This window comes from Nesterenkonia sp. (assembly GCF_029265375.1).
In the GTDB taxonomy this organism is placed as follows: Bacteria; Actinomycetota; Actinomycetes; order Actinomycetales; family Micrococcaceae; genus Nesterenkonia.
Window position 1 is genome coordinate 46,668 of the sequence record NZ_JAJUJJ010000015.1, and the last position, 25,902, is coordinate 72,569.

At 66.3% G+C, this 25,902-nt stretch carries 28 protein-coding genes and 1 pseudogene; 13 read left to right on the forward strand and 16 right to left on the reverse strand.

The genetic code is table 11. The features are described from left to right. Positions 1-79 precede the first annotated feature (79 nt). A pseudogene (locus Q1K09_RS07795) lies at positions 80-388 on the forward strand (integrase core domain-containing protein); the annotation flags it as partial. 138 nt (positions 389-526) lie between these two features. Then, positions 527-973 carry a hypothetical protein gene (locus Q1K09_RS07800; protein ID WP_366909179.1) on the forward strand — a complete coding sequence of 149 codons (447 nt, stop codon included), beginning with the start codon at positions 527-529 and terminating at the stop codon, positions 971-973. 6 nt (positions 974-979) lie between these two features. Here the strand turns inward: Q1K09_RS07800 and Q1K09_RS07805 are convergent, their stop codons facing one another. The 8 genes from Q1K09_RS07805 to serS all read right to left on the reverse strand — a co-directional run bounded on the left by Q1K09_RS07805 (position 980) and on the right by serS (position 10,134). Beyond that, complete coding sequence (locus tag Q1K09_RS07805; protein WP_300344420.1) at positions 980-1,828, reverse strand: nitroreductase family protein; 849 nt, start codon at positions 1,826-1,828, stop codon at positions 980-982. Between the two features lie 66 nt (positions 1,829-1,894). Beyond that, positions 1,895-4,264, reverse strand: coding sequence for a glycoside hydrolase family 3 N-terminal domain-containing protein (locus Q1K09_RS07810; protein ID WP_300344422.1), 2,370 nt, complete (start codon positions 4,262-4,264; stop codon positions 1,895-1,897). A gap of 117 nt (positions 4,265-4,381) precedes the next feature. Further along, positions 4,382-5,320, reverse strand: coding sequence for a carbohydrate ABC transporter permease (locus Q1K09_RS07815; RefSeq protein ID WP_300344423.1), 939 nt, complete (start codon positions 5,318-5,320; stop codon positions 4,382-4,384). 4 nt (positions 5,321-5,324) lie between these two features. Next, positions 5,325-6,245 carry a sugar ABC transporter permease gene (locus Q1K09_RS07820; protein WP_300344424.1) on the reverse strand — a complete coding sequence of 307 codons (921 nt, stop codon included), beginning with the start codon at positions 6,243-6,245 and terminating at the stop codon, positions 5,325-5,327. Between the two features lie 38 nt (positions 6,246-6,283). Then, positions 6,284-7,567: an extracellular solute-binding protein gene (locus tag Q1K09_RS07825; protein WP_300344425.1), complete on the reverse strand. Its 1,284-nt coding sequence runs from the start codon at positions 7,565-7,567 to the stop codon at positions 6,284-6,286. Between the two features lie 178 nt (positions 7,568-7,745). Beyond that, positions 7,746-8,177 (reverse strand): hypothetical protein, encoded by a 432-nt coding sequence (locus Q1K09_RS07830; RefSeq protein WP_300344426.1) that lies wholly within the window; start codon positions 8,175-8,177, stop codon positions 7,746-7,748. 50 nt (positions 8,178-8,227) lie between these two features. Further along, entirely contained in the window at positions 8,228-8,722 is a 495-nt protein-coding gene (locus Q1K09_RS07835) for a DNA starvation/stationary phase protection protein (RefSeq protein WP_300344428.1), read from the reverse strand. Between the two features lie 125 nt (positions 8,723-8,847). Next, on the reverse strand, positions 8,848-10,134 hold the full coding sequence (gene serS / locus Q1K09_RS07840) for a serine--tRNA ligase (RefSeq protein ID WP_300344429.1): 1,287 nt from the start codon (positions 10,132-10,134) through the stop codon (positions 8,848-8,850). A gap of 29 nt (positions 10,135-10,163) precedes the next feature. Here serS and Q1K09_RS07845 point away from each other — a divergent pair, with 29 nt between their 5' ends. Beyond that, entirely contained in the window at positions 10,164-11,318 is a 1,155-nt protein-coding gene (locus Q1K09_RS07845; RefSeq protein WP_300344430.1) for a diacylglycerol kinase family protein, read from the forward strand. Here Q1K09_RS07845 and pheA read toward each other — a convergent pair. Beyond that, the gene (pheA, locus tag Q1K09_RS07850; protein WP_300344453.1) at positions 11,275-12,192 is read right to left on the reverse strand and encodes a prephenate dehydratase; all 918 of its coding nucleotides are present in this window, start codon (positions 12,190-12,192) and stop codon (positions 11,275-11,277) included. The two genes, Q1K09_RS07845 and pheA, sit on opposite strands and share 44 nt — an antisense overlap. Before the next feature lie 2 nt (positions 12,193-12,194). Further along, on the reverse strand, positions 12,195-12,524 hold the full coding sequence (locus tag Q1K09_RS07855) for a rhodanese-like domain-containing protein (RefSeq protein ID WP_300344432.1): 330 nt from the start codon (positions 12,522-12,524) through the stop codon (positions 12,195-12,197). A 99-nt stretch (positions 12,525-12,623) separates the two neighbouring features. On the opposite strand from Q1K09_RS07855, the gene Q1K09_RS07860 reads away from it, so the two are divergent. After that, a complete protein-coding gene (locus Q1K09_RS07860) occupies positions 12,624-14,153 on the forward strand; it encodes an amidase (RefSeq protein WP_300344434.1) in 1,530 nt (509 codons plus the stop codon). A gap of 33 nt (positions 14,154-14,186) precedes the next feature. Here the strand turns inward: Q1K09_RS07860 and Q1K09_RS07865 are convergent, their stop codons facing one another. The 3 genes from Q1K09_RS07865 to Q1K09_RS07875 form a co-directional block, all read right to left on the reverse strand. Next, on the reverse strand, positions 14,187-14,408 hold the full coding sequence (locus tag Q1K09_RS07865) for a hypothetical protein (RefSeq protein WP_300344435.1): 222 nt from the start codon (positions 14,406-14,408) through the stop codon (positions 14,187-14,189). A 557-nt stretch (positions 14,409-14,965) separates the two neighbouring features. After that, positions 14,966-16,348 carry a solute carrier family 23 protein gene (locus Q1K09_RS07870; RefSeq protein ID WP_300344437.1) on the reverse strand — a complete coding sequence of 461 codons (1,383 nt, stop codon included), beginning with the start codon at positions 16,346-16,348 and terminating at the stop codon, positions 14,966-14,968. Between the two features lie 74 nt (positions 16,349-16,422). Next, positions 16,423-16,641: a CsbD family protein gene (locus tag Q1K09_RS07875; protein ID WP_300344439.1), complete on the reverse strand. Its 219-nt coding sequence runs from the start codon at positions 16,639-16,641 to the stop codon at positions 16,423-16,425. Between the two features lie 371 nt (positions 16,642-17,012). On the opposite strand from Q1K09_RS07875, the gene ectA reads away from it, so the two are divergent. The 8 genes from ectA to Q1K09_RS07915 all read left to right on the forward strand — a co-directional run bounded on the left by ectA (position 17,013) and on the right by Q1K09_RS07915 (position 23,767). After that, positions 17,013-17,609: a diaminobutyrate acetyltransferase gene (ectA, locus tag Q1K09_RS07880; RefSeq protein WP_300344440.1), complete on the forward strand. Its 597-nt coding sequence runs from the start codon at positions 17,013-17,015 to the stop codon at positions 17,607-17,609. 48 nt (positions 17,610-17,657) lie between these two features. Further along, positions 17,658-18,944: a diaminobutyrate--2-oxoglutarate transaminase gene (ectB, locus tag Q1K09_RS07885; RefSeq protein ID WP_300344441.1), complete on the forward strand. Its 1,287-nt coding sequence runs from the start codon at positions 17,658-17,660 to the stop codon at positions 18,942-18,944. 192 nt (positions 18,945-19,136) lie between these two features. Then, positions 19,137-19,529: an ectoine synthase gene (locus Q1K09_RS07890; protein ID WP_300344442.1), complete on the forward strand. Its 393-nt coding sequence runs from the start codon at positions 19,137-19,139 to the stop codon at positions 19,527-19,529. A 122-nt stretch (positions 19,530-19,651) separates the two neighbouring features. Beyond that, on the forward strand, positions 19,652-21,049 hold the full coding sequence (locus Q1K09_RS07895; protein WP_300344443.1) for a potassium transporter TrkG: 1,398 nt from the start codon (positions 19,652-19,654) through the stop codon (positions 21,047-21,049). A 28-nt stretch (positions 21,050-21,077) separates the two neighbouring features. Next, positions 21,078-21,746, forward strand: coding sequence for a TrkA family potassium uptake protein (locus Q1K09_RS07900; protein WP_300344444.1), 669 nt, complete (start codon positions 21,078-21,080; stop codon positions 21,744-21,746). 152 nt (positions 21,747-21,898) lie between these two features. After that, the gene (locus Q1K09_RS07905) at positions 21,899-23,101 is read left to right on the forward strand and encodes an acetoin utilization protein AcuC (RefSeq protein WP_300344445.1); all 1,203 of its coding nucleotides are present in this window, start codon (positions 21,899-21,901) and stop codon (positions 23,099-23,101) included. A gap of 247 nt (positions 23,102-23,348) precedes the next feature. Then, positions 23,349-23,447 (forward strand): AURKAIP1/COX24 domain-containing protein, encoded by a 99-nt coding sequence (locus tag Q1K09_RS07910; RefSeq protein ID WP_081652675.1) that lies wholly within the window; start codon positions 23,349-23,351, stop codon positions 23,445-23,447. A gap of 65 nt (positions 23,448-23,512) precedes the next feature. Then, the gene (locus Q1K09_RS07915; protein ID WP_300344446.1) at positions 23,513-23,767 is read left to right on the forward strand and encodes a glutaredoxin family protein; all 255 of its coding nucleotides are present in this window, start codon (positions 23,513-23,515) and stop codon (positions 23,765-23,767) included. A gap of 184 nt (positions 23,768-23,951) precedes the next feature. Here the strand turns inward: Q1K09_RS07915 and proC are convergent, their stop codons facing one another. From proC to Q1K09_RS07930, 3 genes are read right to left on the reverse strand one after another with little or no spacing between them, the layout of a single operon-like run. Next, positions 23,952-24,782: a pyrroline-5-carboxylate reductase gene (gene proC, locus Q1K09_RS07920; RefSeq protein WP_300344454.1), complete on the reverse strand. Its 831-nt coding sequence runs from the start codon at positions 24,780-24,782 to the stop codon at positions 23,952-23,954. Positions 24,783-24,805: 23 nt separating this feature from the next. Beyond that, positions 24,806-25,018: a hypothetical protein gene (locus Q1K09_RS07925; RefSeq protein WP_300344447.1), complete on the reverse strand. Its 213-nt coding sequence runs from the start codon at positions 25,016-25,018 to the stop codon at positions 24,806-24,808. A 3-nt stretch (positions 25,019-25,021) separates the two neighbouring features. Beyond that, entirely contained in the window at positions 25,022-25,198 is a 177-nt protein-coding gene (locus Q1K09_RS07930; RefSeq protein ID WP_300344448.1) for a hypothetical protein, read from the reverse strand. A gap of 389 nt (positions 25,199-25,587) precedes the next feature. Between Q1K09_RS07930 and Q1K09_RS07935 the strand changes: the two genes are divergently transcribed. After that, a partial coding sequence (locus tag Q1K09_RS07935) for a hypothetical protein (RefSeq protein ID WP_300344449.1) occupies positions 25,588-25,902 on the forward strand: 315 nt, incomplete at its 3' end.

Consider the following 25,902-nt stretch of genomic DNA (forward strand, 5'->3'; position numbering starts at 1 on the left):
AACTGTTGCACCCATGCTGATGGTCTTCCCATTGCACACCTCCATGATCAAGGTGTTGCTACGACCAGTTGAATCCGAGCAATACACGTCGTTGGCCTTCACCGAGGCGCTGGCCGAGGCAGGCATCACCGGGTCCATCGGATCAGTCGGGGACGCGCTGGACAATGCGCTGATGGAGTCCACGATCGGGCTCTACAAGGTCGAGGTCATCGACCACGAGAGGTCCACCTGGTCCTCGTGGAGACAGGTCGAGGCCGCCACCGCCGAGTGGGTCTACTGGTACAACCACCAACGCCTGCACGGCGGCCTCGCAGACATCCCCCCGGAGGAGTTCGAGCAGGCCTACTATGATGCTCACCAAGACCGCAGCAACACCGCTGCAGCCTGATTCACCGAGCCTCCATCATTCCCAGGCCGGTTCATCGAGCGGCATCCGAGCAATATCCCGCTCTACGCGGGGTTCGCGCTGTTCTTCGGTCCCGCCATCTCAGCGGGCATCTACGCCTGGCGCGCAGACCAGGACATTGTGCCGTGGCTGCGGTTCTGGAAGGGCTGGATCGAGTCGTTCAAACAGTCGATGATCGTCTGGACCCCGGCAGTGGCGCTGTGCGCGCTGGTGGCCTTTAACACCGCCTACGCCGACGTGCCGAGGGTCTTCATCCTCGGCGGCATCATCATTGCCTGCGCAGCGGCGATCGTCGCGGTGGCCCTGCTGGTGATCGTAGCCAACTTCACCTTCCGCACCCGCGACCTGTTCAGCGTAGTGATGTACGGGACAGCCTCTGCCCCGCTGGGAGCACTGGGCATCATCAGCACCACCATCCTCGCCGGAGCAGTCGTGTTCTTCTGGTCCGACTGGGTGCTGCTTCTGCTGGCCTCATTCATGCTGGTGCTGCTGGCCCGCATCGTGCGGCCGATGATCATCCAGATCCACGCCGACCTCGTGGAGCCCGGCAGCGGGCCGGTGACGTGAGCAGCGCTACTTCAGGCTGAATCCGGCACGTTCGAACACCCCTCGCAGCAGGTGACGCTTGGCCACCTTCACCGCCTTGGGCCCGACCCGGGAGACCAGCCCCGCGGACCAGGAGCCGGGCTGGTCATACTGGGCGAAGTAGTCGGCCAGGATACGGTCATACTCACCCACATCGGTGGCGGCGTCGGCGTCGTAGCGGTCCCAGTGAAGATAGGCCCCCTGCGGGATGCGCGGCTTGACCCCGGCCGGCTCCTCCGGGTCCGCATAGCCGATCTCCAGGCCCACAAAGGGCACCACGTGCTCCGGGGCGCCGATGATCTCCCCCACCCGTTCGGCGTCGTTGCGCAGCGAGCCGAGGAAGCAGGTTCCCAACCCCAGGGAGCGGGCCGCGATCACCGCGTTCTGCGCATTGATGCCTACATCGCAGGCGCCCACCAGCACCTCGTCGAGGTACTCCGCAGCGGTGTATTCGATCACCGGCTTCTCCCTCCGCGCCCGTTCCACCGAGGCGCGGATCCGAGAGGTGTCGATCAGCCACACGAGCACCACCGGCGCAGTGGAGATATGCGCGGCCTGCCGCGGTCCTCCCACCTCCGCCAGGGCTCGCTTCTGCTCTGCATCGCGCACTGCCACCACTGAGACGATCTGCTTATTCGAACTGGTCGAGGCCGACTGCGCCGCCGCGACGATGGTGCGGATGGTGTCCTCCGAGACCGGACGGTCCAGCCAGCGGCGCACCGAGCGGTGCTGCAGCAGCGTGGTCAGCGTCTGGTTCCACTGCGGCGGATCGAATCCGGGGTCGGAACCGTAGCGGGCGGCGAGCAGCTCAGCGGGAGTAGGGCTCTGATCGGTCATAGGCACGAATCTACCGGCAGCACCGATGCCGGAGACCGCGTGTGACCCCGCACGACGCCGCCGTGATCAGCTGATGCGCGCCGGCGTGGTCATCACCCGATCTCCGGTGACCTCGCGGGTCTGGCCCACCAGCAGCAGCTCACCGGACAGGGGCAGGTCCCCGGACGAGGGGCCGACCCAGATGTCGATCGCACCGGGCTCCACAATGCGGGTGTAGTCCAGCCCGGTGAAGGCGAAGCGGTCTGCGTGCACCCAGAAGGTGACCTCCTTGGTCTCCCCGGGCTGCAGCTCAACCCGCGCGTAGGAGAGCAGCTGGCGCACCGGCCGTGCCACCTGGGCGTTGCGGTCTCCGAAGTAGATCTGCACCACCTCGCTGGCCGGCCGCTGCCCCGTGTTGGTCACCCGGGCGGAGATGTTCACCGTCCCGTCCACCGCGATCTCCTCAGACTCGATGGACAGGTCGGAGTACTCCACAGTGGTGTAGCTCAGCCCGTGCCCGAAGGGATACAGCGGTGTCGGGTCCAGATTGGAGACTCCCTGGCTGTTCTGGCCCAGGGGCGCGGCGATGTAGCCGGAGGGCTGGCCACCCGGTGCGGCGGGAATGCTGATGGGCAGCCGGCCGGCGGGTTCGGCGGTGCCGGTGAGCAGATCCGCCACAGCAGGGCCGCCCTCCTCCCCGGGGAAGAAGCCCTGCACAATGGCTGCGCACTTCTCGGCCACGTCACCCAGCGCGTAGGGGCGCCCGGAGATGACAACCAGCACAGTGGGAGTGCCGGTGGCCAGCACTGCCTCCACCAGCTCCTGCTGCGCCCCGGGCAGACGCAGGTCCTCTGCATCGCATCCTTCGCCGGATGTGCCGGCGCCGAACATGCCGGCCACGTCTCCGACCGTCACCACGGCCATATCAGCTTCCGCTGCAGCCCGGGCCGCCTGCTCGATCTGCGAGGCGTCGTGCTCCACAATCGCCGCGCCGACGCTGTAGGTGACCTCCGAATCGGCGTAGGCCTGCCGCAGCGATTCCAGGATTGTGGGCATCGGCAGACCGATTCCCTTGTGCGGGAATGTGCCGGCCGGATACTTCGCCAGCACGTGGTTGGGGAAGGAATAGCAGCCCATCATGGTGCGCGGCTCATCCGCCGAGGGGCCCACCACCGCGATCCGCTTGCCGGCCAGCTCCTCAGGAGCCGCCGGCAGTGTGCCGCCGTCGTTCTTCACCAGCACCAGCGACTCGGCGGCCACCCGGCGGGCCAGGCGCCGGTTGGACTCCGAGTCCAGATCCACCGACTCGTCGATCTGAGGCTGCCACGGCTTTCCGTCCTCGGTGAGGTCCAGCAGACCCAGCTCCACCTTCTGACGCAGCACCCGCCTCACCGAACGGTCGATCACGGCCTCGTCGATGCGTCCCTCGCGCACCTGCTGGGAGAGAGTGCGGTAGCCGCCGGTGTGCGGAAGCTCCACATCCAGCCCGGCGGAGATCGCCAGCCGTGCGGCGTCGGCCTGGTCGACTGCCACCCGGTGCATCTTCTCCAGGAAGGCTACGGACCAGTAGTCGGCCACGACTGTGCCGTCGAAGCCCCACTGGTCCCGCAGCACGTCGGTGAGCAGCCATTTCGACGCCGCCGGCGCCTCGCCGTCGATGTCGGCATACGAGTTCATCACTGAGCCGACCTTGCCCTCGCGGACTGCCATCTCAAAGGGGAAGAAGATCAGATCCATCAGCTCGCGGCGGCCCATATGCACCGGGGCGTGGTTGCGGGCGGCCCGGGATGCCGCGTAGCCGGCGAAGTGCTTGAGGGTGGCGATGATTCCGGCTGACTGCAGACCTTTGACGTAGGCGGTGCCCAGTGTGCCCACCACGTAGGGGTCCTCGCCCATCGTCTCCTCGACCCGGCCCCAGCGTGCGTCGCGGACCACGTCCAGCACCGGGGAGAGGCCCTGCTGGACGCCGGTGGCGGCCATATCCCGCCCGATGGCCGCGGCCATCTGCTCGATCAGCTCCGGGTTGAAGGTCGCGCCCCAAGCCAGCGAGGTGGGGTAGACCGTGGCCTGATAGGCGGTGTAGCCGGTCAGGCACTCCTCGTGGGCGATGGCAGGGATGCCGAACCGGTTGGCCTCCACAATGGCGGCCTGCCGTCGGCGCAGATCAGCAGCCCCCTCCGGCACCGAGAGCGCGACGGTGCCGTAGGTTCTGGTCAGGTGGCCTTCGCCGTCGACGATCTCGCGCTCGAAGGGCAGTTTGCCCGAGGACATGGCGTCCTCCATGGGAGCGACTTCGCCCTGAGCCTCCTCATCCTCGCGCATCTCCCAATGCGAGCCGAGCTGGGAGACCTTCTCCTCCAGGGTCATCTGGCCCAGCAGGGACTCCACCCTCTCGTCGACGGGCAGTTCGGGGTCGTTCCACGGTCCGGTCACATGTTCGGCCGCACGCTGGGTCATAGTCAGTCTCCTTCGTTCTGGTTCCAATGGCCACTTGTGCCGCTAATTCCCGCGCGTGCGGCGTCAATCAGCGGCAGAAATGACCGGTGCAGCGGGAGCGGGCGCTCGGGTGTGCATTCACTTGCTGAATCCTGCGGTCAGACCGGCCACAATGTAGCGGCGTCCCACAATGTAGGCGATCAGCAGCGGCACTGCTGAGAGCACCACGGCGGCCAGGGTCGCGGGAACATCGACGCCGAACTGTCCCTGATACTCCCACAGCGAGAGCGGCAGCACGCGCACATCGCGGGATTGGGTGAGCACCAGCGGAAAGAGGAATCCGTTCCAGACCTGAAGCGCCTGGTAGATCCCCACAGTCATCAGCGCCGGCTTGGACATCGGCAGCACCAGACTGCCCAGGATCTTCCACTCCCCGGCGCCGTCGACCCGCATCGATTCGAAGAGCTCATTGGGGATGTCACGTACGAAGTTGACGATGATCAGCACGCTCAGCGGGATCGCGAAGGCGATCTGCGGCAGGATCAGCGCCCACAGGGTGTCATAGAGACCCAGCTCCCGGATCAGGTAGTACACCGGGATGATAGTGGCCTGAACCGGGATCGCGATGCCCAGCAGGATCAGCTGAAAGAGCCGGCTGCCGCCCAGCGAGGTGGACCGGGTGATGTAGTAGGCAGCCATCAGGGAGACGGCGAGGACCACTGCGACCGTGGAGACCGTCACGATCACCGAGTTGAGGAAGAACTGAAAGAAATCATTCTCGATGACGCGTATGAACGGCGCGACGGTCGGCTCACTGCTGGGCACCAGCTGGTTATTGGCGCGCAGATCCTGGCTGGTGCGGAATGAGGTGATGACGATGTAGTAGATCGGCAGGATGATCACGGCCAGCCAGAACCAGCCGAAAGCTCCGGCGATCAGGTTCGGCCGCTCCCCCGGTTTGCGGGTTCCCGTCCGGGCAGGACGCCCGGCCCCGCGCGCTCCACCGGCAGGCTGGGTGAGCTCCAGCGCCTGACCGGCATCGGGGGTTGCTGCGGTGGATGATGCTGCATGTGTCATAGCTCTAGGCACCTGCCTTGTCAGACTCCATCTTTGTGGAGCCGGAGATCTTGTTGAGCAGCAGCGACATGGTCAGGCCGATGGCCACCAGGAACACAGCGATCACTGAGGCGTGCCCCAGGTTATTGGCCCCGAATCCGGTGATGTACATGTCCAGCGGCAGAATCCGCACCGCGTCCTGCGGCTGCCCGCCGGTGAGCACGTAGATCAGGTCGAAGTAGGTCAGCGACCCCACCAGCATCAGGGTGGAGGAGGTGATGATGGTGTAGCGCAGCTGAGGCAGTGTGATGGAGAAGAAGCGCCTGATCCGCCCCGCGCCGTCGATGGTTGCCGCCTCATACATGTCAGTGGGGATCTGCCGCACGCCGGCCTGGTAGAGCAGCGCGTGGAAGGGGATGAAGCACCAGCCGACCACGAAGATCATCACGTACATGACCAGATCGCTGTTGGACAGCCAGTCGCTGGGAAGCCAGTCGAACGGCAGAGCGGCTGAGATGCCGTAGTAGGGGCTCAGCAGCGACTGGAAGGTCAGTCCAACCGCCACTGAGCTGAACAGCAGCGGAAGAAAGTACAGCACCGCCAGCAATGCGCGGTAGCGCTGCTGGCCGGCCATGAACACGCCCAGCAGCAGCGCCACCGGTGCTTGGAAGAGATAGGACCCCAGGACGAAGATGCCGGTCAGGGTGAGTGCCCGCCATGTGAAGGGGCGGTCGCTGATCACAGTGTCCCAGTTGTCCAGTCCCACCCACGTGGGGCTGGACAGCACGTTCCACTCCATGAAGGAGATCAGCAGGACCCCAATCAGGGGCACCAGTGCGAAGAAGCCGAAGAACAGGACGGCCGGCAGCGCCATCAGGAAGCTGGGTCCCTGACGGCGCCGGCCGGCGGCCCTGGCCCCGGAGGCAGACGAGGCAGTATCAAACATACGAAGTTGGTCGGTGCCTTTCGGCTCTCAGGCCCGCATCACTGCCGGGCGTTCATATCGTCCACGAACTCCTGCGGGGTCATATTGCCCTGCAGGATGGCTGCCACATTGTCCATCAGCGGCTGCTGCTGATCAGGATGGACCGCCTGGTCCCAGGAGAGCTGGAAGTGGTTCGCCTCGCCGACCAAGTCGTTGGCGAAGGTCAGGAAGTCCTCGGCCTCTGTGCCGGCGATGCGGTCTTCCACATCATTGAGCGGCGGCAGAGATCCGGCATTGAGCATGTCGTCGACCGCCTCGTCGTTGTAGAGGTGCTCGGAGAGGTAGTCGAACGCGACCTGCTGCGCTTCCTCGGAGGCGTCAGCGGAGACCGACCAGAAATTGGCCGGATTGCCGACGATATTGCTCGGGTCACCAGCACCGTCCTCCAACTGCGGGAAGGGGGCGTAGCCGAAAGCACCGGAGTCCGCGAACTCGGGGAAGTCCTGGTTGATCGTGGCATAGACCCACGAGCCCTGCAGCAGGAACGCTGCGCGGCCATCGGCCAGCAGCTGAGCATCCTCATTCTGTGCGGCGTCGACGGCGTTGTAGTTGTCGACGAAGCCTTCCTCACCCAGCTCCTGGAGGGTCTCCAGCGCGAAGAGGATGGATTCGTTGTCCCAGGCTCCCTCTTCGCCCTCCACCACAGAGGCGAATACGCCTTCCCCGCCGTGGCGGTCCGTGAGGTACTGCAGCCACATCAGTGCCGGCCAGATGGAACCGCCGGCCAGGGAGAAAGCGTCGACATCCTCGACGTCGGCGAGAGTGTCGACGATCTCCTCCACGTCGCTCCAGGTCTCCGGCACCTCCAGCCCATGCTCATCCAGGACGTCCTGGTTGTAGTAGAGCACCACTGGCTGCACGTCGTTCATGGGCACGGCGTAGACGGAGTCGTCGACGACGCCGTTCTGCCAGACGGACTCGTGGACACGCTCCTGGAGCTCCCCGACGTGGTCGTCCAGGGGCACCACGCGGTCTTCCTCCACGTATTCCAGCAGCGTCCCGCCGGTCCAGGACATAATCAGCGTGGGAGCGTCGCCGGATCCCACAGCAGTGCGGATCTGCTGCTTATAGGCGTCGTTCTCCATGGCTTCGACGCTGATGTCCTCATCATGGGACTCGTTGAAGCGGTCGAGGTCCTCCTCGATAGCGGGCCAGCCCCCTCCGGTGAGGATCCAGGCATTGGCGCCCTCTCCCCCGCCGCCGCCTCCGCAGGCGGTCAGGGCCAGCAGTGAGGCTGCAGCCAGTCCGGCGGTGCCGGTGCGAATCTTCCGGTGACGCGTCATCGTGTTATTCCTTTCTCCATGTCGCAGGTCCCGCACCAGGACGGCGGCGCGACGGTCCGTCTACCAGGCCCGTCAGTCGCGCGCGCTGGGGTGGGACGCTGCAGGTTACGAGTGATCCCTTTTCGTCTTGCCGAAAGACTAAATAGTCCCGGGGTGGGTGTCAACCAGATCACACCCCTCACGCCTCTGGCTGGGTGGCATTCATATTCTCAGCGAACTGCTCAGGGGTGATCTCCTGCTGAAACTCCAGATCGAGATTCTCCAGCAGCGCCTGCTCCTGACTTGGATCGACTGCTTGGTCCCAGGAGAGCTGGAAGCTGGGAGCCTGCCGCACAGAATCGTAGACATAGCCCAGGAACTCGCTGCTCTCGGCCTGCTCGATCTCTTCGCCCAAGCCTTGAAGGGGCGGAATGTTGCCGGTCTCCAGCATTCGGTCCACATATTCCTCGTTGAAAAGGTGCTCGTCGAGATAGCGCAGCGCCGCCTGTTGGTTCTCCTCAGAGTCAGCGGCGGAGACGGAGTAGGGCGACGCCGGGCAGGCACAGCAGCGCCCGGGAGCGGAGTGCTGAGCCTCCGCACCCGGGCGCGCTTCAGACTGTCTGTGCCGCATCTGCCCCGCCGGCCTGCTGAAGGCCGCGGGGCACCGGCGGGGCCGTAGAGCTAGCTGATCTTCTCCAAGTGGCTGCGGATGAACCACTGGAACTGCTCCAGCTCCTTGATCTGGCCGATCAGAATGTCCTCGGTGATCGGGTCGGTGTCGCCCACCTTGCTCATCACCTGGCGGTGGTCCTCAATGAGTCCGGTATAGACCTTGTCCAGTTCCTTGAGGTGGTCGGCGACGTCGGCCTTGAACAGCGGATAGTCGTTCCAGGTTCGCTCGGAGACCAGCTCGCCGGCCAGCCCAGAGGGCGCAGTGCCCAGGGTCGCCATGCGCTCAGCGATCTCGTCGACGAATCCCCGCACCGTGACGGTCTGGGGGTCGAGCATCTCGTGGACCGCAATGAAGTTGGGGCCGACCACGTTCCAGTGCACGTGCTTGAGCACCAACTGCAGATCGTTGAGCGCATGCAGCCGTCCCTGCAGGAGTCCGGCGATCTCCTCGCCGTTGTCCTTGCCCAGGCCGGGAACGGTGTAGTCCGCATTCTTCTGAGTCATGTCCACCCTCCTACATCTCGGAGACGTCGCTCATCTCCCGATGCTTCCGGCCGCACCTGAAAGATGGCTGAATGTTCTCTGGCAGTGCAGTTGATGCTGCTGTGCCGGTCAGCGCTGCCCGGCGTTCAGCCCAGCGGCTCGATGACCTCCAGGCCGCCGAGGTAGCCGCGCAGAGCCTCAGGCACCCGGATGGAGCCGTCGGCCTGCTGATGGTTCTCCAGGATGGCCACCAGCCAGCGCGTAGTGGTCAGGGTCCCATTGAGGGTCGCCACCGGACGGGTGGCGCCTTTGGAGCCGTCCGGGTTCACAGTGCGTTCGCGGATGTTCAGCCGCCGCGCCTGGAACGTGGTGGTGTCGGAGGTGGAGGTCAGCTCCCGGTAGGTGCCCTGGGAGGGCACCCAGGCTTCGCAGTCGAACTTGCGGGCCGCAGAGAGACCCAGATCCCCGGCGGCGGTGTCGATCACCCGGTAGGGCAGCTCCATCTTGTGCAGCATCTGCTCCTCCCAGGCCAGCAGCTTCTCATGCTCGGCGATGGAGTCCTCCTCGCGGCAGTAGACGAACATCTCCAGCTTGTTGAACTGGTGGACCCGGATGATGCCTCGGGTGTCCTTGCCGTGCGAGCCGGCCTCCCGCCGGTAGCAGGTGGACCATCCGGCATAGCGCTTCGGCCCGCCGGAGAGGTCCAGGATCTCGTCGCCGTGATATCCGGCCAGCGCCACCTCGGAGGTCCCCACCAGGTACATATCGTCACGCTCGAGGTGGTAGACGTCGTCGTGGGCCTCCAGGTACCCGGTGCCCGCCATCGCCTCAGGGCGGACAAGAGTCGGAGTGATCATCGGCGTGAAGCCGGCCTGAAGCGCCTGGTCCAGCCCCATCTGCATCATGGCCAGCTCCAACCGAGCACCGATGCCGGTCAGGAAGTAGAACCGTGCGCCGGAGACTTTGGCGCCGCGCTCCATGTCCACCGCGCCCACCGCTTCGGCCAGCTCCAGGTGATCCTTGGGCTCAAACCCTTCGGCGGCGAAATCCCGGGGAGTGCCTTCGGTGCGCAGGGTGACGAAGTCCTCCTCCCCGCCGGCCGGGACCTCGGGGTGGATGAGATTCGGGAAGGACGCCTGCAGGCTGCGCAGCTGGTCCTGCGCCTGTGCGGAGGCGGCCTCGGCGCGTTTGACCTCCTCGGCCAGCTGCTTGACCTCGGCCAGCAGCTGCTGCTTGGCCTCACCCTCAGCCTGGGCCACCTTCTTGCCGTGGGCCTTCTGCTCAGCCCGCAGGGTCTCGAACCGAGTGATGGCCGCAGACCGAGCCTCATGCGCTGCGATGAGCTTGTCCACAGCGGACTCATCCGCCTGACGCGCACGCTGGCTGGCCTTGTACTTCTCAGGGTCGTCGATGAGGTCCTTGATGTCGATCACGCCCCTAGCGTAGTCGGTAAACTCGGCCCATGACTGCCGCCGGCTGGGAATGGATGCTGATCGCTGCCGCGACGGTGATCGCCGTGCTGACGGTGATCATCGCCTGGCAGGCCACCCGGATCAGTGCACTCGGTGCCCAGGTCACCGAGCTGCGGCACCGGATTGAAGTGGGCGAAGCTGTGGCGGCCCATCCCAAGAAGCCGCACCAGCGACTGGTCGGCGTCGTCGTCAACGTCACCAAAGAGAGCGCCGATGAGGCGGTGCGGCTCATCCACACTGCCTGCGCACAGGCCGGTATGCCGGACCCGCTGATCATGGCCTCCTCCGCCCAGGACCCCGGGCATGTGATGACCCGCCGCGCGCTGGAGTCCGGCTGCGATGTGGTGATCGCCGCCGGCGGGGACGGCACCATCCGGGCAGTTGCCACCGAACTGGCCGGAACCGAGACTGCCCTGGGCGTGGTGCCGCTGGGGACCGGGAATCTGTTCGCCCGCAATATCGGGCTTCCCCGTCATGATCTTGCCGCCTGCGTCTCCGAGGCCATCCACGGCACCGGCCATCGGGTGGACACTCTGGTGCTGACCTTGGAGCGCGCCGGGGGCCGGACCGAACGGGAGGTCTCCCTGGTGATCGCCGGCGGCGGGCTGGATGCCGAGGTCATGGCCGACACCCGGGAGGTGCTCAAGCAACGGGCCGGTTGGCTGGCCTACGGGGAGGCGGGCCTGCGGCATGTGATGGGTCCCCGGCAGACGGTCACCGTCCAGCTCGACGACGGCGACCCGGCCACTTTCCGCGTCCGGTCAGTGCTGCTGGCCAACTGCGGGATGCTGCAGGCAGGTATGGAGCTGGTGCCTTCTGCCGCTTTCGACGACGGCCATATGGACGCGGTGCTGCTGACCCCGCGCCACGCGCTGGACTGGGCGCGGATCGTCGCGAAGACCGCTCTGCGGTTCTCCTCGGAGATCCCGGTGATGCGGGTGCGTCAGGCCCGCGCCGGGAAGCTGACCATGGCTGAGCCGATGCCCTTCCAGATCGACGGCGATGCGGTGGGCGAGGTGATTTCGGTGCGCGCGAAAGTGGCTCCGGGTTCGCTGATAGTCCACGGGGTCTCCCCGGAGGTGCTGCAGTCCCCTGCTGCGCTCAGCGACCACGCAGCGAGGCCACCCAGGACTGAGCAGCCGTGAAGGCCGCTTCAGAGACCTCGGGAAGCACCTGCTGGGGCTTCCCGTCGGCGCGTGGGTAGGAGCCCAGGAAGCGGATCTGCGGTGAGATCCGGTGGATGCCGGCGAGCGCGTCGCCGACTCTGGCTTCGGCGATGTGGCCCTCTAAGTCCATGGAGAAGAAGTAGTCGCCTATCCCATTGCCGGTGGGGCGGGATTCGATGCGGCAGATATTGACCCCGCGTGTAGAGAAGTGCTCCAGGATCTCCATCAGGGCCCCGGGGCGGTCCTCCGGCAGCGGGATCATCACCGTGGTCTTGTCCGCCCCGGTGGGCTGCGGCACTTCCTGCGGCCTGGTGACCAGGACGAACCGGGTCACCGCCCCCGGAGTGTCTTCGATCCCTGAGGAGACCACGTGCAGGCCCAGCTGCTCGGCCACCAGCGGGGCGCAGATCGCGGATTCGGCCACCGGCGGGCTCTGCAGCAGCCCGTGCGCGGCCGCTGCGGTGGAGGAGGCGGGCACGAACTCCGCATGCGGGGCCGAAGCCTCGGCCCAGCGGCGCACCTGGGCCCATGCGTGGGAATGGGTGGCGATGGACCCGATCCGGCTGAGCGTGGTCGGTTCGGCCGCGGCCAGCACGAACGTCACCGGCACCAGCGCCTCAGCAGTGATCTGCAGGTGGTGGGCCACCGAGACGGCATCCAGCGTGGCGGTGACCCCGCCCTCCACCGAGTTTTCGATCGGCACCACGGCGCCATCGACGTCGTGATCCTCCACCATGGTCAGCGCCGAGAGCACACTGGCGGCCGGCACCCGCTCAGCCTGCTCGGCTCCGGGCATCTGCAGCAGCGCCGCTTCGGTGAAGGTTCCTGAGGGCCCCAGATAGGAGTAGCGCAGACTCACAGGATCCGCGGCTCCTCTCCGGTGACGGAGGTCAGCGGGCGGCCCGCGTTCAGCCAGGCGTCATACCCCCCGGCCACATAGACCACAGAGAATCCCTGGGCGGTGAGCCATTCGGCGATCTGCACGCTGCGGCCTCCGGTGCGGCAGATCACGTAGTAGTCCTCGTCCGGGTCGAGTTCGGCGTCGTAGCGTCCTGGAACCTCATCCACCGGGATATGCACCGCCCCGGGGGCGTGCCCCACCTCAAACTCATAGGCCTCACGCACGTCCAGCACGGCGGCGTCCTCGGGCACCTCCGCGGCGGGGACAGTCTCAAAGTCCGGCACCTGCAGCCTCCTCGGTCGGCGGGGTCCTTGCCGCACCAGAGTAGCGTGCAGCAGTCCGGGGGTCTGCCCGCAGGCGCTGATATTCCATAGAGTGAGTTCATGCAGCAGCGCCAGTTCCGCAGATGCCGCCTCAGTCCCATCACCGATCTGTCCCTTGCTGATTTTCGGGCCGCCGCTGCCGTGGACTGGCGTGCGGCGGTGCTGCACGGCGAGGTCTCCTGCGTGGAGCTGACCTCGACGGCGCTGACTGCCGCGGCCACTCTGCACAGGCTCGGTGCCTTCGCCGAACTGGATCCGGAGTTCGCCCTGGCCCGCGCGGAGCAGCAGGACGCCACAGTGGCTGCGCTGCGCAGACGCGGGGGATCCTCAGCTGCCCAGGACCTCGCTGCACGGGCTCCGCTGACGGGCCTGCCGACGGCGTTCAAAGATCTGGTGCCGGTGGCGGGCCTGCCGCTGCGGCTGGGGACTCGGGCGGTGCCGGAGAATGTGCCGGCCGCCGACCACCGGTTGGCTGGGCGAACTCACCGCGCAGGGGCGATCAGCATCGGCAAGACCCAGGTGCCGGAGTTCGGGCTTCCCTGCTACACGGAGAATCAGCTGGCCGAACCGGCCCGGAACCCCCTGGACCCCAGTCGCACTCCCGGGGGATCCACCGGCGGCGGTGCCGCAGCCGTGGCCGCCGGCATCCTTCCCTTCGCCCCCGGCAACGACGGCGGCGGCTCGGTGCGGATCCCTGCTGCGGCCTGTGGTCTGGTGGGCCTCAAGCCCGGTCGGGGCCGGCTCCCCGATGACGGTCCGTCCGCTTCGGTGCGGAATCTGGTGACCTCCGGTCCGCTGGCCAGCAGCGCCGAGGACGCCGCCCTGCTGTTCGATGTGATGGCTGGTCACCGCTTCACCCCCGCCCGCGGCCGGCCACGGTCTGCGGCGCAGCTGGCGGAGGGACCGGCGATGCGCCGGGTCCGTCAGGCGCTGCAGGACGGTCTGGGCACACTGAGCATCGGGGTGACCACGGAATCACCGTTCTCCCCGGACCTGGATATTGTGCTGGCTGAGGACGCCGTGCTGGCTCTGGAGGCCGGCATCAGCGCCTTGGCCGCGGCTGGTCACGTGGTGCAGGGAACCGACCACTGCACCGGGGCCGATCCGTTCTGGCCGCGGGGCTACCACCACAATTTCCGCGCCCTATGGACCTCCGGGCTGGCGGACGCCCCATTCTCCGACGAGCAGCTCGAGGTCTTGGAGCCGCTGACCCGCCACTTCGTAGAGACCGCGCGCAGCCGGGGGCAGGACCATACTCAGGCGGCAGTGGGAGCACTGCAGGAGTTTGCCGACTCTGCTGAGGAGATTCTGGGGCCCTGGGATGTGCTGATGACTCCCATGCTGGCCAGCGTCCCTCCGCCGGTGGGCTGGTTTGCGGGCCTGGAACCGGAGCAGAACTATCTGGAGCAGTGCCGGTTCACCCCGTACAGCTCCGTGGTCAATGTGCTGGGCCTGCCGGCGGTCAGCGTGCCGGTGCACACCAGCGACGACGGGCTGAGCTGGTCGGTTCAGCTGATCGGCGGCCACCGCAGTGAAGAGCTTCTGCTGGCGCTGGCGGGGCAGATGATGGAGCGCTCACCCCGGCACTGAGCCAGGATGAGCGCTCCAGGGCCGCCGCGGATGTCAGAACTGCCGGGGCATCAGGTACAGACCCGCGGCGGCCTCGTCCCGACGACGCTGCGCTGCCTGCCGCTGCTCGGCGATCTGCCGCAGCAACTGCGGGTCCCGGTCCGCAGAGGCCGAGCGGCGGGCCGAAGCCTGCGCCCACTGCACCAGAACCGATCCCAACGCCAGCGCGGCGCGCTGCAGCACACTGTACTGATATGCATTACTGATGGAAGACATTGCTATTCCTATGAGGTGTCATTTGGGCGCGCCGATAGCAGGCAAATACCCAGAAGAGGCGGGGGAAATATCAGAGCAGCGCGGCGGCACGTGGTGTGCGCCAGGGCTTGACTGACGGGGCTGCCGCAGACATCCACGCTCGACGGGATCGATGCGCCAGAATGCCCAGCGGCTCGCACGGAGTTCGCGCTGGTGTGGAGAGTCTCAGACGAGAGGCTGCTCGCAGCTCACAGGCTGGTGCCGGTCTCGGCACGCACGCTGTGCAGCAGCTGTCTCAAGGGATGCGGCTCAGAGCGTATGAACGTCTGTCAGCGCCGATGGCCGGCAAATCGACCGCCTGGAAGGGGGGTCGCAGCTGCTGCCGCGGCACCTGAGCCGAACGGAGTGAGATCGCCGGTGCGATCCTCCGCGCTCATCATGTCTGTGATTGTCATGGTGCCCCTCCTTTCAACAGGCTCGATATGTGCAGTGACAAAAAGTAACCTATCACAAGAATTCTCAGGATGTCACGCATTAATTCTGGACTGCCGAAGATTTCTTGCGGGATGGTGCGGTGGTCAGCGTCCTGTGGTGTCGTCGTCGAGCTGGCCGCCGTCGTCGAGGTGCTCCACGTCTTCGGCCGTGATGGGGGTGGCGATGGCTGCCGGATCCTCGTTCTCATAGCCCGCGTCGGTGCCGCGCCAGCGGGCGATGGCGCTCATTCCGTGATGGATGGCCAGCGCTGCGAAGCTGCCGATGGCGATCCCGGTGAACATGATCTCCCCGAACACCATGGTGTAGTCAGCGATCGCGATGATCAGCGGCACCCCGGCCACAGCAAGGTTCACCGGGTTGGAGAAGTCGACCTTGTTCTGCACCCAGATCCGCACCCCGAGGATGCCGATCATGCCGTAGAGGACTGTGCCGGCCCCACCGAGGACTCCGGCGGGCACAGTGTTGATCAGCGCACCGAACTTCGGCAGCAGCGCCAGCAGAACGGCAAAGATCCCGGCCACCCAGTAGGCGGCGGTCGAGTAGACCCTGGAGGAGGCCATGACCCCGATGTTCTCCGCATAGGTGGTGGTGCCCGAGCCTCCGCCGGCGCCTGCCAGCATAGTGGCTGCGCCGTCGGCCATCAGCGCCCGGCCGGTGACCGGGTCAAGGTCCCGTTTGGTCATCAGTGCCACCGACTTCACGTGGCCGACGTTCTCGGCCACCAGCACCAGCACCACCGGGATGAACAGGGCGACCACACCGATGTGGAAGGTGGGGGTCGTCAGCTCGGGCAGCCCGAACCATCCGGCCTCCCCGATGCCGGAGAAGTCCACCTCCCCGCGCAGGGCGGCGAACACGTATCCGATGACCACGCCCACCAGGATGGACAGCCGGCCCAGCATGCCGCGGAAGAGCACCCCGGCCACCAGCATGGCCACGATGGTCACCGTTGCGCTCTCCGGCGCCTGGTTGACGTTGTCCCAGGCGGCCGGCGCCAGATTCAGTCCGATCAGCGCCACAATCGAGCCGGTGACCGCCGGAGGCATGACCCGCTGGATCCACACTGCGCCGGCGAAGTGAACGATCAGCCCCACCAGGACAAGTCCCAGCCCGGCCAGGAAGATCCCGCCCAGAGCGCCGGACATCCCGTACTGGGCGGTGGCTGCGCCCACCGGGGCCAGAAAGGCGAAGGAGGAGCCCAGGTAGCTGGGTACCCGCCCGGCAGTGACGAGCAGGAACAGCAGCGTCCCGATGCCGGAGAACAGCAGAGTGGTCGACGGCGGGAAACCGGTGATGACGGGGACCAGGAAGGTCGCACCGAACATCGCCACCACGTGCTGCATCCCCACGCCGGTGGTCTGGAACCAGCTCAGTCGCTCGTCGGGGGCGACGACGTCGCCGGGGCGGATGGTCTTACCGTCTCCGTGGATCCTCCAGCCGAGGCCGGGAATGCTGCGTGTGCTCACAGCAGACCACAATACGAGAAAACCCGGGGAGGATCGGTTCCTCCCCGGGTCCATCTCGTTGGTGTTGGCCGGTGTCAGTTCTTCTTCAGACCGTCGGTGAACCCCTTCAGCGAGTTCTTGGCCTCGCCTGCGGCATCCTTGACCGACTCGGCGGCGTCCTTCACTTTGCCCTGAAGGTTCTGCCCTCTGCCTTCGGCTTCGGTCCGCTCGTCGCCGGTCACCTTGCCGACGCCCTCTTTGGCGGCACCGGCCATCTTGTCCTTGTTCGCATCAGCTTTGTCTTCGAACCCCATAGCGCTCTCCTTTCGCGAGGGAATCTGACAGAGCTGAGGCTACCCAAGGTGCTCGGCCGGTGTCACTGGTTTTCGCCTGAGCCTCAGCAGACTCTCAGCCGATACGCACCAGCTGCCCAGGGTGAGCCGCAGCACATCCGTCCTCGGCCCGCGCGGCAGGGATGGAAGAAACACCATCACAGCTGAATTAAGTTCTTCAGATTTCGGTCTTCAATTCCTGCCCGCCCCGCTGCTTCGGCCAGCAGGCACCGGGCCGGCGTCGTCGTCATTTCTGATCAATGCGCGTCCAGCGGGGCGCAGAGCCGGTTTTTCGGCCCATTTTGGGAGGTCTTCGGTTGATTCCCAGGATTGGCTTACTAGTGTGGTCACTGATGAACAGCGCTGAGCACACCCCTGCCCAAAACGGCACCCCCGCATCAGACGCAGAGAGCTCCGACTCCTCGGCGACTCCGCTGCACCACGAGAGCACCGATGAGCTGATCATTCTGCGTCCACCCACTGTGGCCGATGGCGCCGACCTCTGGCGCCTGGCCGACGGGACGGGCGTGTTGGACACCAACACCCCCTACGCCTACCTGTTGTGGGCCCGGGACTTCGCGGCGACCTCCGTGATCGCTGAGGTGGAGGCCGAACCCGCCGGATTCATCTCCGGGTACCTCAAGCCCTCCGACCCGCAGACCCTGTTCATCTGGCAGGTTGCGGTGGACTCCGCATTCCGCGGCCGGGGGCTGGCCAAGAAGATGCTGTTCGAGCTGGTGGAGCGCACCGGTGCGGCTCGGCTGGAGACCACCATCACCGCCGACAACGAGGCTTCGCTCGCCCTGTTCACCGCGCTGGCCCGCCGGCACGGCACCGAGCTGCAGCGCAAGCCGCTGTTCACCGAGGACCTCTTCCCCTCGCAGCAGGAGTCCGGCGAGGCGCACGCGGCAGAGGATCTGTACATCGTTGAGCTGCTGACCACAGACTGAATCTGATCACCCACCGACCTAGGTACACACAAGGACTGAGATACCCCTATGGCAACTGACATCTACGAAACCCGAGAGTCCCAGGTTCGCAGCTACTGCATGAACTGGCCGGCCAGCTTCGCCAAAGCCTCCGGCTGCTACCAGTACACCGAAGACGGCTCGCGCTACCTGGACTTCTTCTCCGGGGCCGGTGCGCTGAACTACGGCCACAACCACCCCGAGCTGCGCGACCAGCTGGTGGAGTATGTCTCCAACGACGGCGTCACGCACTCCATGGACATGAAGACCCCGGCGAAGCGCCGGTTCCTGGAGACCTTCGAGCGGCTGATCCTGGAGCCGCGCAATATGGACTACAAGGTCATGTTCCCCGGCCCCACGGGCACCAACACTGTGGAGGCGGCGCTGAAGCTGGCCCGCAAGGTCACCGGCCGCCAGCACATCCTCTCCTTCACCAACGCCTTCCACGGCATGACGCTGGGCGCCCTGTCGGTGACCGGCAACTCCATGAAGCGCAAGGGTGCCGGCATCCCGCTGACCAACTCCTCGAAGATCCCCTACGACGACTACTTCGACGGCGACATCCCCGACTTCCTGTGGCTGGAGCGGGTGCTGGAGGACTCCGGCTCCGGTGTGGACAAGCCGGCGGCCGTCATCGTGGAGACAGTCCAGGGCGAGGGCGGCCTCAACGCCGCCCGCATGGAGTGGCTCAAGGCGCTGGCAGACCTGCTGCGCCGTCACAAGATCCTGCTCATCGTCGACGACGTCCAGGCCGGCTGCGGCCGCACAGGCACCTTCTTCTCCTTCGAAGAGGCCGGCATCTACCCGGACATCGTCTGCGTCTCCAAGTCCATCTCCGGCTACGGCCTGGCCATGGCTCTGACCCTGTTCAAGCCCGAGCTGGATGTCTGGGAGCCCGGCGAGCACAACGGGACCTTCCGCGGCAACAACCTCGCGTTCGTCACCGCCGCCCGGGCGCTCGAGCTCTTCTGGGCCGACGATTCCTTCCAGAAGGAACTGGCCGGAAAGATCGAGGAGCTGCACCAGGGCATGGCCAAGATCACCGAGCACGTGAAGGGCTCGGCCATTCGGGGCCGCGGCTTCCTGACCGGCATCGTCTTCCCGGAGACCGACACGGCGGGCAAGGTGGCCGCTGAAGCCTATAAGCGCAACATGCTGGTGGAGACCTCCGGGCCCGAGGACGAGGTCGTCAAGCTGATGCCGCCGCTGAACATCGACTCCGAGGACCTGCAGAGGGGTCTGCAGATCCTGGAGGAGGCCGTGCTGGCGGCCACCGGCCAGATGGGTGAGCCCAGCCGTCTGCGGGCACCGCACTGAGCCAGTCCCGGCGGCGGGGAAACCCCGCTCGCCTCTCGGCCGGCTCACGCCGGCCTTCACGCCTGAGCCAGTCCCGGCGGCGGGGAAACCCCGCTCGCCTCTCGGCCGGCTCACGCCGGCCTTCACGCCTGAAGGATCCGTCGGCGCTACGCTTGGCTTCGGGCCCATCCCATCAAGCTTCAAAGGAGACCTATGTACACGCTGCACATCGACGACCTCAACGGCACCGACCGGGATATCGACACCCCCAACTGGCGCTCCCGCCGCATGGTGCTTGCCAAGGAGAAGGTCGGCTTCTCCCTGCACGAGACCACGCTGCGGGCCGGCACCGACAATGAGTTCTGGTACGCCAACCACGTGGAGGCCGTCTACTGCGTCGGCGGCAAGGGCACGCTGACCGATCTGGAGACCGGAGAGAAGTACGAGATCACCGACGGGTTCCTCTACCTGCTGGACGGTCACGAGAAGCACCGGGTCCAGGTCGAGGAGGAGATGCGCATGGTCTGCGTGTTCAACCCGCCGGTCACCGGACGTGAAGTCCACGACGAGAACGGGATCTACCCGCTGATCGTCGAAGACGACTGATCCCCGGAGGCTGCCGCGACAGGCGGTCAGCTCCCGAACCGAAGACCGGGGCCGGTCCGCCGCAGGGCGGGCCAGCCCCGGTTCTCTGCATTCACAGCCCCTGCGGGCTTAGAGTAGTGCGCGTGCCACAAGGGGTCGCCGCTCGAAAGCTCCGGGATGTATCCGCCTGGGAGTCCATCAAGCGCATCATCAGCCGGCTGGCGGGTTCCTCCCCGCCACGGATGGCCCTGCTGATCTTCGCCCTGGTCATCGCGGTCTTCACCTCGCTTCTGATGATGCCCTGGGCAACTGCAGCGCCAGGCGGCGCCGAGTTCCACGACGCCTTCTTCGTCGCCACCTCCGCGGTGACCGTCACCGGGCTGACCCCGGTCAACACTGCGGAGCACTGGTCCTTTCCAGGCCAGGTCGTAGTTCTGCTGGCCATTCAGATCGGCGGACTGGGCATCATCACCATCGCCGCACTGCTGGCAGTCTCGGTCACGCGGCACCTGGGGCTGCGCACCCGCCTCATCGCCCAAGAGGGCATCTCCACCGGTCGGCTCGGTGAGGTCGGCCACCTGCTGAAGACCGTGGTGATCTGCTCAGCCGTGGTCCAGACTGCGCTGGCGCTTGTGCTCATCCCCCGCATGGTCATGCTGGAGGAGGACCTGGGCATCGGGGCCTGGAAGGGCCTGTTCTACTCCGTCAGCGCGTTCAACAACGCCGGCTTCGTCATCCACGCAGACGGCATGGCAGGCGTGGGCTACGACCCCGTGGTGCTGTGGACCATCATGATCGGCGTCTTCCTGGGAAGTCTGGGATTCCCCGTCCTCTACGTGCTCTGGCGCTCCCGGTGGCATATCGCCCAGTGGAACCTCCACGCGAAGCTGACCATGGAGGTCACCACGATCCTGTTCCTGCTGGGGGCGGCGATCTACGGCTTCATGGAGTGGAACAACTCCGAGACCATCGGTGAGATGGACCTGTGGGAGAAGATCCAGAGCTCGCTGTTCGCCTCGGTGAACATGCGCTCCGGGGGCTTCTCTGTGGTGGAGTCCAATCTTGAGCACTCCGAGACCATGCTGATCACCGATGCCCTGATGTTCGCCGGCGGCGGTTCAGCCTCCACGGCGGGCGGCATCAAAGTCACCACCATCGCAGTGATCTTCCTGGCGTTCCTGGCCGAAGCGCGCGGCCACGCCGAATCCTCGGCGCACGGGCGCACCATCCCTGCGCAGGCCGTCCGCGTGGCCGTCTCCGTGGTGGCCATGGGAGCTACTGTGGTGCTGCTCTCCACCCTGGCCCTGATGACCATCTCCGGCTATGACATGGAGCGCCCGCTCTACGAGTCCATCTCGGCCTTTGCCACCGTCGGCCTCACCACCGGACTCACTGAGGAGCTGCCGCCGTCGGGACTCTACGTGCTGTGCGCTCTGATGTTCACCGGCCGCATCGGCATCATCACCTTCGCCGCCGCCCTGACGATTCGCCAGCGGCGCATCCGTTACCGCTATCCTGAGGGGCGGCCGCTCATCGGCTGACCTTTCGCTCACCCACGCGAGGAAATCCATGCCCAAGAATCAGCAGACCAACAAGCCGGTCCTGGTCGTCGGCCTCGGACGCTTCGGCATTGCGCTTGCCCAGCAGCTGGTCAGTCAGGACAAGGAGGTCCTGGCAGTGGACCGGAACCGCAGCCTGGTGCAGAAGTACGCCGATGCGCTCACCCACACCGTGGAGGCCGATGCCACGGATATTGACGCGCTGCGCCAGCTGGGGGCTGAGGAGTTCGACTCCGCCGTCGTCGGGGTGGGAACCTCCATCGAGTCCAGTGTGCTGGTCGCAGCGAATCTGGTGGACCTGGGAGTCAAACAGGTGTGGGCCAAAGCCATCAACCCCACCCACGGGAAGATCCTGACCAGGATCGGCTGCCACCACGTGGTCTACCCGGAGCACGACGCCGGAGTGCGGGCCGCCCATCTGGTCTCCGGTCAGATGATGGACTTCATCAAGTTCGACGACGACTTCGCCATTGTGAAGATGCGCCCGCCGAAGGCGCTGCAGGGCAAGACCATCGATGAGTCCCAGCCCCGCAAGCGCCACCAGGTCAACGTGGTCGGTGTGAAATCCCCGGGCAAGGACTTCGTCTACGCCCAGCCGGACACTCTGGTCTCCCCCGGGGACACCATCGTCGTCTCCGGTGATGTGAGCCAGCTGGAGTGGTTCGCCGACCACGCGTGAGCCTGGAACCGCTCGCCTGAGCCGCGGCCCCGGCGGCGAATCCGCCCGACCCCGGCAGGCCAAGGCCGGTGCCCGCGAGTCCGGGCCATCACGGGTGAACCCTCTCCGCTGCGGCTTCGCCCCCAGAGGGACGAATCGGTAGGCTTGCGGCTGTGATCCAGCCCTCGCCGCGCACCCCGCAGCCCACCTCTGTGGTGTGGGATCCCGCCCTGCTGAACTACAAGTTCACCGCTACCCACCCCATGGATCCCGTGCGGCTGGATCTGACCGAGCGGCTCTGCCGCGACCTAGGGGTGCTGGACGCCCCGGACGTCACAGTCCGCCCAGCCGATGTACTCGAAGACCATGAGCTCGCCTCCGTACACGATCTGGAGTACATCGCCGCCGTTCACGCCGCGGCTGAGCACGGCACTGCCTCCGCCGCCCACGGGCTGGGCACCGAGGACACGCCCGTCTTCCCCGGCATCCACACCGGTGCGGCACGGATCGCCGGCGGAACACGTCAGCTGGCGGAGGACCTGCACTCCGGCGCCGCCGTGCGCGGGGTGAACTTCGCCGGCGGGATGCACCACGCAGCGCGCGCCCGCGCCGGCGGATTCTGCGTCTACAACGATGCCGCCGTCGCCCTCCAGCACCTGCTGGACCGCGGAACTGCGCGAGCCGTCTACCTGGATGTGGACGCCCACCACGGAGACGGCACACAGGAGATCTTCTACTCCGACCCCCGGGTGATGACCATCTCCATGCACCAGTCGGGCACCACCCTGTACCCCGGGACCGGCTTCCCCAACGAGACCGGCGGGGGCGAGGCTGAAGGCACGGCGGTGAACATCGCTGTACCCCCGGGGACCGGCGACGCCGGGTACCTGCGTGCCTTCCACGCCGTGGTCCCCCCGCTGGTGCGCGCCTTCGAACCGGAGATCATCATCTCCCAGCACGGCTGCGACTCCCACGCCGAGGACCCGCTGAGCGACCTGCGGCTGACCATCGACGCCCAGCGCCAGCTCGCTCACGACGTCTCACACCTGGCCGACGAGCTCTGTGAGGGCCGCTGGATCGCCACCGGCGGAGGCGGGTACGCCATCTACGACGTCGTTCCCCGCTCATGGAGCCACCTCACCGCCATCGTTGCCGGGTCCCCCGTGCCGCTGAAGACGGCCGTGCCCGGCAGCTGGCGGGACTACGTGCGTACCACCTACCAAGTGGAGACTCCCGAACAGATGCACGACGACGCCGAGCTGTGGTGGCGCTCCTGGGAGCTGGGCTACGACCCGGAGGACGCGATTGACCGCGCGGTGGTGCAGACCCGCAAGGAGATCTTCCCGCTCTGGGGTCTGGACCCGTGGTTCGACTGAGTGAGTTCCGGCGGCGCGCAGGTCGCGGCACCTCTCGGCAGGCAGCCCCTTGTTCCGCAGGCAGCTCCTTGCCCGTCGTCACACCTGAGGTCGCAGTCTCGCTGCGCCCACCGCCTAGTGCGTGCACCGGCAGCTGCTCCCCCTCAGTTCGCCGTCTTTCCGCCGAGTCGGTAGACTCTCGGGAGACCTTTTTGGCCTACGGAGCACAGACGTGCTCCACACCACCGACGTAAGGACTGTTCACCCTATGGGCTCAGTGATTAAGAAGCGCCGCAAGCGCATGGCGAAGAAGAAGCACCGCAAGCGTCTGCGTAAGACCCGCCACCAGCGGCGCAATAAGAAGTAAGCACATCGTGCATCTGCAGCGGGCCCCGGTTTTCACACCGGGGCTCTGCTGTACCTGGAGGAAGCATGTCCCAGCCAGACGTGGAGGTCCTGGTCAAGCCCGAATGCCACCTCTGCGAGGAGGCCCTGAAGGTCACCGCAGACGCATGCTCGGAGTTCGGCCTGCAGCATCGCACCACGGACATCAGCACAGACCCCGCGCTTGCCCAGCAGTTCGCCGAGGAGATTCCGGTGCTGCGCATCAACGGCGCGGTCCGCGACTTCTGGCGGTTCGATCCGCAGCGCCTGCGCCGGCTGCTGCGCGAGGCTTCCGGCAACTGATCCTCACCCCGCCGAGCCCGCAGCCAGCACGCGGCAGACCTGTCCGTGATTGCCGCCCCCGCCCGGCCGCCAGCCCGGTCCCGCCGCCAGCACGCCCCGGCGTGCGGTCATTTGTGCCGCTAATTCGGGGTGGCGCGTGCCCAATTACCGGCATTACTGACCGGCGGACGCGGCGGAGGGCAGTTCAGGCGGCGTCCCCGCGCAGCTGGCGGGTGATCTCAGCAGCCCGGGCCGCGCTGGCCTGGGCGCCCTGGCGGATGGTGCGCCCCATCTCTGCGGCGTCGAAGGTCTCGATGGCCCGGCTTGTGGTTCCCCGGGGGCTGGTCACATCCCGGCGCAGCTGTGCGGCGTCGTTCTCCCCACGGTTCTCCACCAGCATCTTGCCGGCCCCGTAGATGGTCTGCGCTGCCAGGTCCGCAGCCAGCTCCGGATCCAGTCCCATCTCCACTCCAGCGGCAGCCATATGCTCGGCCAGGTAGAACGCGTACGCCGGGCCGGACCCAGCCACCCCCGTCAGCGCATCGATCTGCTCCTCATCCAGCACATGGACCGCGCCGGAAGTCCCCAGCAGCTCCGCAACGGACTCCACCTGCTCCTGGCTGGTGTGGGTGCCAGGCACCAGGCCGACGACGCCGGCTCCGACTGACAGGGGAGTATTCGGCATTGTGCGGATCACCGGTTGGCCTGCGGGCAGCGCCTCCTCCATCATCTCCACCGTCACCGCGGCGGCGACCGACACCACCACGGCCGAGGGCTTCAGCGACGAGGCGATCTGATGGCACAGGTCCACGATCTGCGGGGGTTTGACTCCCAGGAATATCACATCGGCCTTCCCGGCGGCCTCCGCGTTCGCCCCGGTGCTCTCCTCCTCTGCCAGCACCTGCACCCCGTACTGCTCGGCACTGCGCCGCGCCGACGCAGAGGAACGGGCGGTAGCCACCACACGGTCGGCCTCCACTCCCCCGGTCAGCAGTCCCGAAAGGATCGCGCCGTTCATCGATCCAAGTCCCAGCATCGCTAGTGTGGTCACGGGTCGTCTCACCTTTCTCGCAGTTCCCGGCGTGCCCTGCCGATGATCCGGTCCCGGCGAAAGACCCGCTTCAAATGCTCCATCTGGGCCTGGACCTCCGAATCGCCGGCGGAGAAGTCCTCCAGCGTCTGGCGGTAGCGATCCTCGAACAGCTGCCAATCCTCGCGCTCCAGGTCCGGCGCAAGCTCACGCAGCTCCTCCAATGCGCGCTGCGCCTCCACGCCTTATGCATGGGCCTCAGCGCTGACATCGGCCAGCAGCTCCAGAGTCTGGACCCTGTCCAGAACCCCCGACGGCGTCCCGCCGCTGGCAAGCCTTCCGACCCAGACCATCCCGGCGACGAACAGCACCGCGGCGAGCACGCATCCGAAGATGAGCACCAGAATCCCGAATGCGTTCACCGCTCACCCACTGCCATCTGCTTCTGATCTCCGTACGGTCGTCCCATCAAGTCTAGGCGACCTGCACCACCGGTCGCGGTTTCGGGCTTCAGATCTGACCCCGGCAACACTTCGAGTTGCGGCCCGAGCGCGGCGGAGTTTCAGCTGCGCTTGCTCGCAGCAGCAGGTTCTGGTGTTGGTTGCGCACGCGGAAATAGTTTCGAGTCCGATTCGTTCTCCCGGCGCGTGGACTAATCCGCCCCGGCATCGAGGCTCCAGTCCACTGATACGGCGATATTCAGTGGCACTTAACAGCAGCGAGTGAAGAGTATCATGTATGGAATCTTCAAACTCTCGCAAATTCCTCCATACGGGTTGCAGTGACACACATCACTCGATAGAATTAGAACATGAGTTCGAACCCAGCACTGGTTGCGCAACCGCCGGTCACCCCCGGCGGCTCCAGCATGCGTTCTGGGCACAGAACCAACGACGACGCCACACACCCCACCCCGGGGGTCAACGGCGAAACCCCTGAGAGCACCTCCCCGGGCACCCCTCCGGCTCCGGCGCTTCCCCCGGCCTATGCTCATCTGGCCGGCGAGCCTGAACTGGCTGCTGCCTGGAACAAAGAACACACCATCCGCACCGCGCAGGCCGAGCAGCTGCAGCTGCTGCTCGACTACCGCAACCGCCGGCTGCAGGAAGAAAAACCCAGCCACGCC

Bases quoted from the DNA above. Each gene is read 5' to 3' on its own strand.
- Q1K09_RS07805 (WP_300344420.1), bottom strand. From the start codon at position 1,828: ATGACCGATCAGAGCCCTACTCCCGCTGAGCTGCTCGCCGCCCGCTAC.
- Q1K09_RS07810 (WP_300344422.1), bottom strand. From the start codon at position 4,264: ATGACCCAGCGTGCGGCCGAACATGTGACCGGACCGTGGAACGACCCC.
- Q1K09_RS07815 (WP_300344423.1), bottom strand. From the start codon at position 5,320: ATGACACATGCAGCATCATCCACCGCAGCAACCCCCGATGCCGGTCAG.
- Q1K09_RS07820 (WP_300344424.1), bottom strand. From the start codon at position 6,245: ATGTTTGATACTGCCTCGTCTGCCTCCGGGGCCAGGGCCGCCGGCCGG.
- Q1K09_RS07825 (WP_300344425.1), bottom strand. From the start codon at position 7,567: ATGACGCGTCACCGGAAGATTCGCACCGGCACCGCCGGACTGGCTGCA.
- Q1K09_RS07830 (WP_300344426.1), bottom strand. From the start codon at position 8,177: ATGCGGCACAGACAGTCTGAAGCGCGCCCGGGTGCGGAGGCTCAGCAC.
- Q1K09_RS07835 (WP_300344428.1), bottom strand. From the start codon at position 8,722: ATGACTCAGAAGAATGCGGACTACACCGTTCCCGGCCTGGGCAAGGAC.
- Q1K09_RS07845 (WP_300344430.1), top strand. From the start codon at position 10,164: ATGACTGCCGCCGGCTGGGAATGGATGCTGATCGCTGCCGCGACGGTG.
- Q1K09_RS07860 (WP_300344434.1), top strand. From the start codon at position 12,624: ATGCAGCAGCGCCAGTTCCGCAGATGCCGCCTCAGTCCCATCACCGAT.
- Q1K09_RS07865 (WP_300344435.1), bottom strand. From the start codon at position 14,408: ATGTCTTCCATCAGTAATGCATATCAGTACAGTGTGCTGCAGCGCGCC.
- Q1K09_RS07875 (WP_300344439.1), bottom strand. From the start codon at position 16,641: ATGGGGTTCGAAGACAAAGCTGATGCGAACAAGGACAAGATGGCCGGT.
- ectA (WP_300344440.1), top strand. From the start codon at position 17,013: ATGAACAGCGCTGAGCACACCCCTGCCCAAAACGGCACCCCCGCATCA.
- ectB (WP_300344441.1), top strand. From the start codon at position 17,658: ATGGCAACTGACATCTACGAAACCCGAGAGTCCCAGGTTCGCAGCTAC.
- Q1K09_RS07890 (WP_300344442.1), top strand. From the start codon at position 19,137: ATGTACACGCTGCACATCGACGACCTCAACGGCACCGACCGGGATATC.
- Q1K09_RS07900 (WP_300344444.1), top strand. From the start codon at position 21,078: ATGCCCAAGAATCAGCAGACCAACAAGCCGGTCCTGGTCGTCGGCCTC.
- Q1K09_RS07910 (WP_081652675.1), top strand. From the start codon at position 23,349: ATGGGCTCAGTGATTAAGAAGCGCCGCAAGCGCATGGCGAAGAAGAAG.
- Q1K09_RS07915 (WP_300344446.1), top strand. From the start codon at position 23,513: ATGTCCCAGCCAGACGTGGAGGTCCTGGTCAAGCCCGAATGCCACCTC.
- proC (WP_300344454.1), bottom strand. From the start codon at position 24,782: ATGCTGGGACTTGGATCGATGAACGGCGCGATCCTTTCGGGACTGCTG.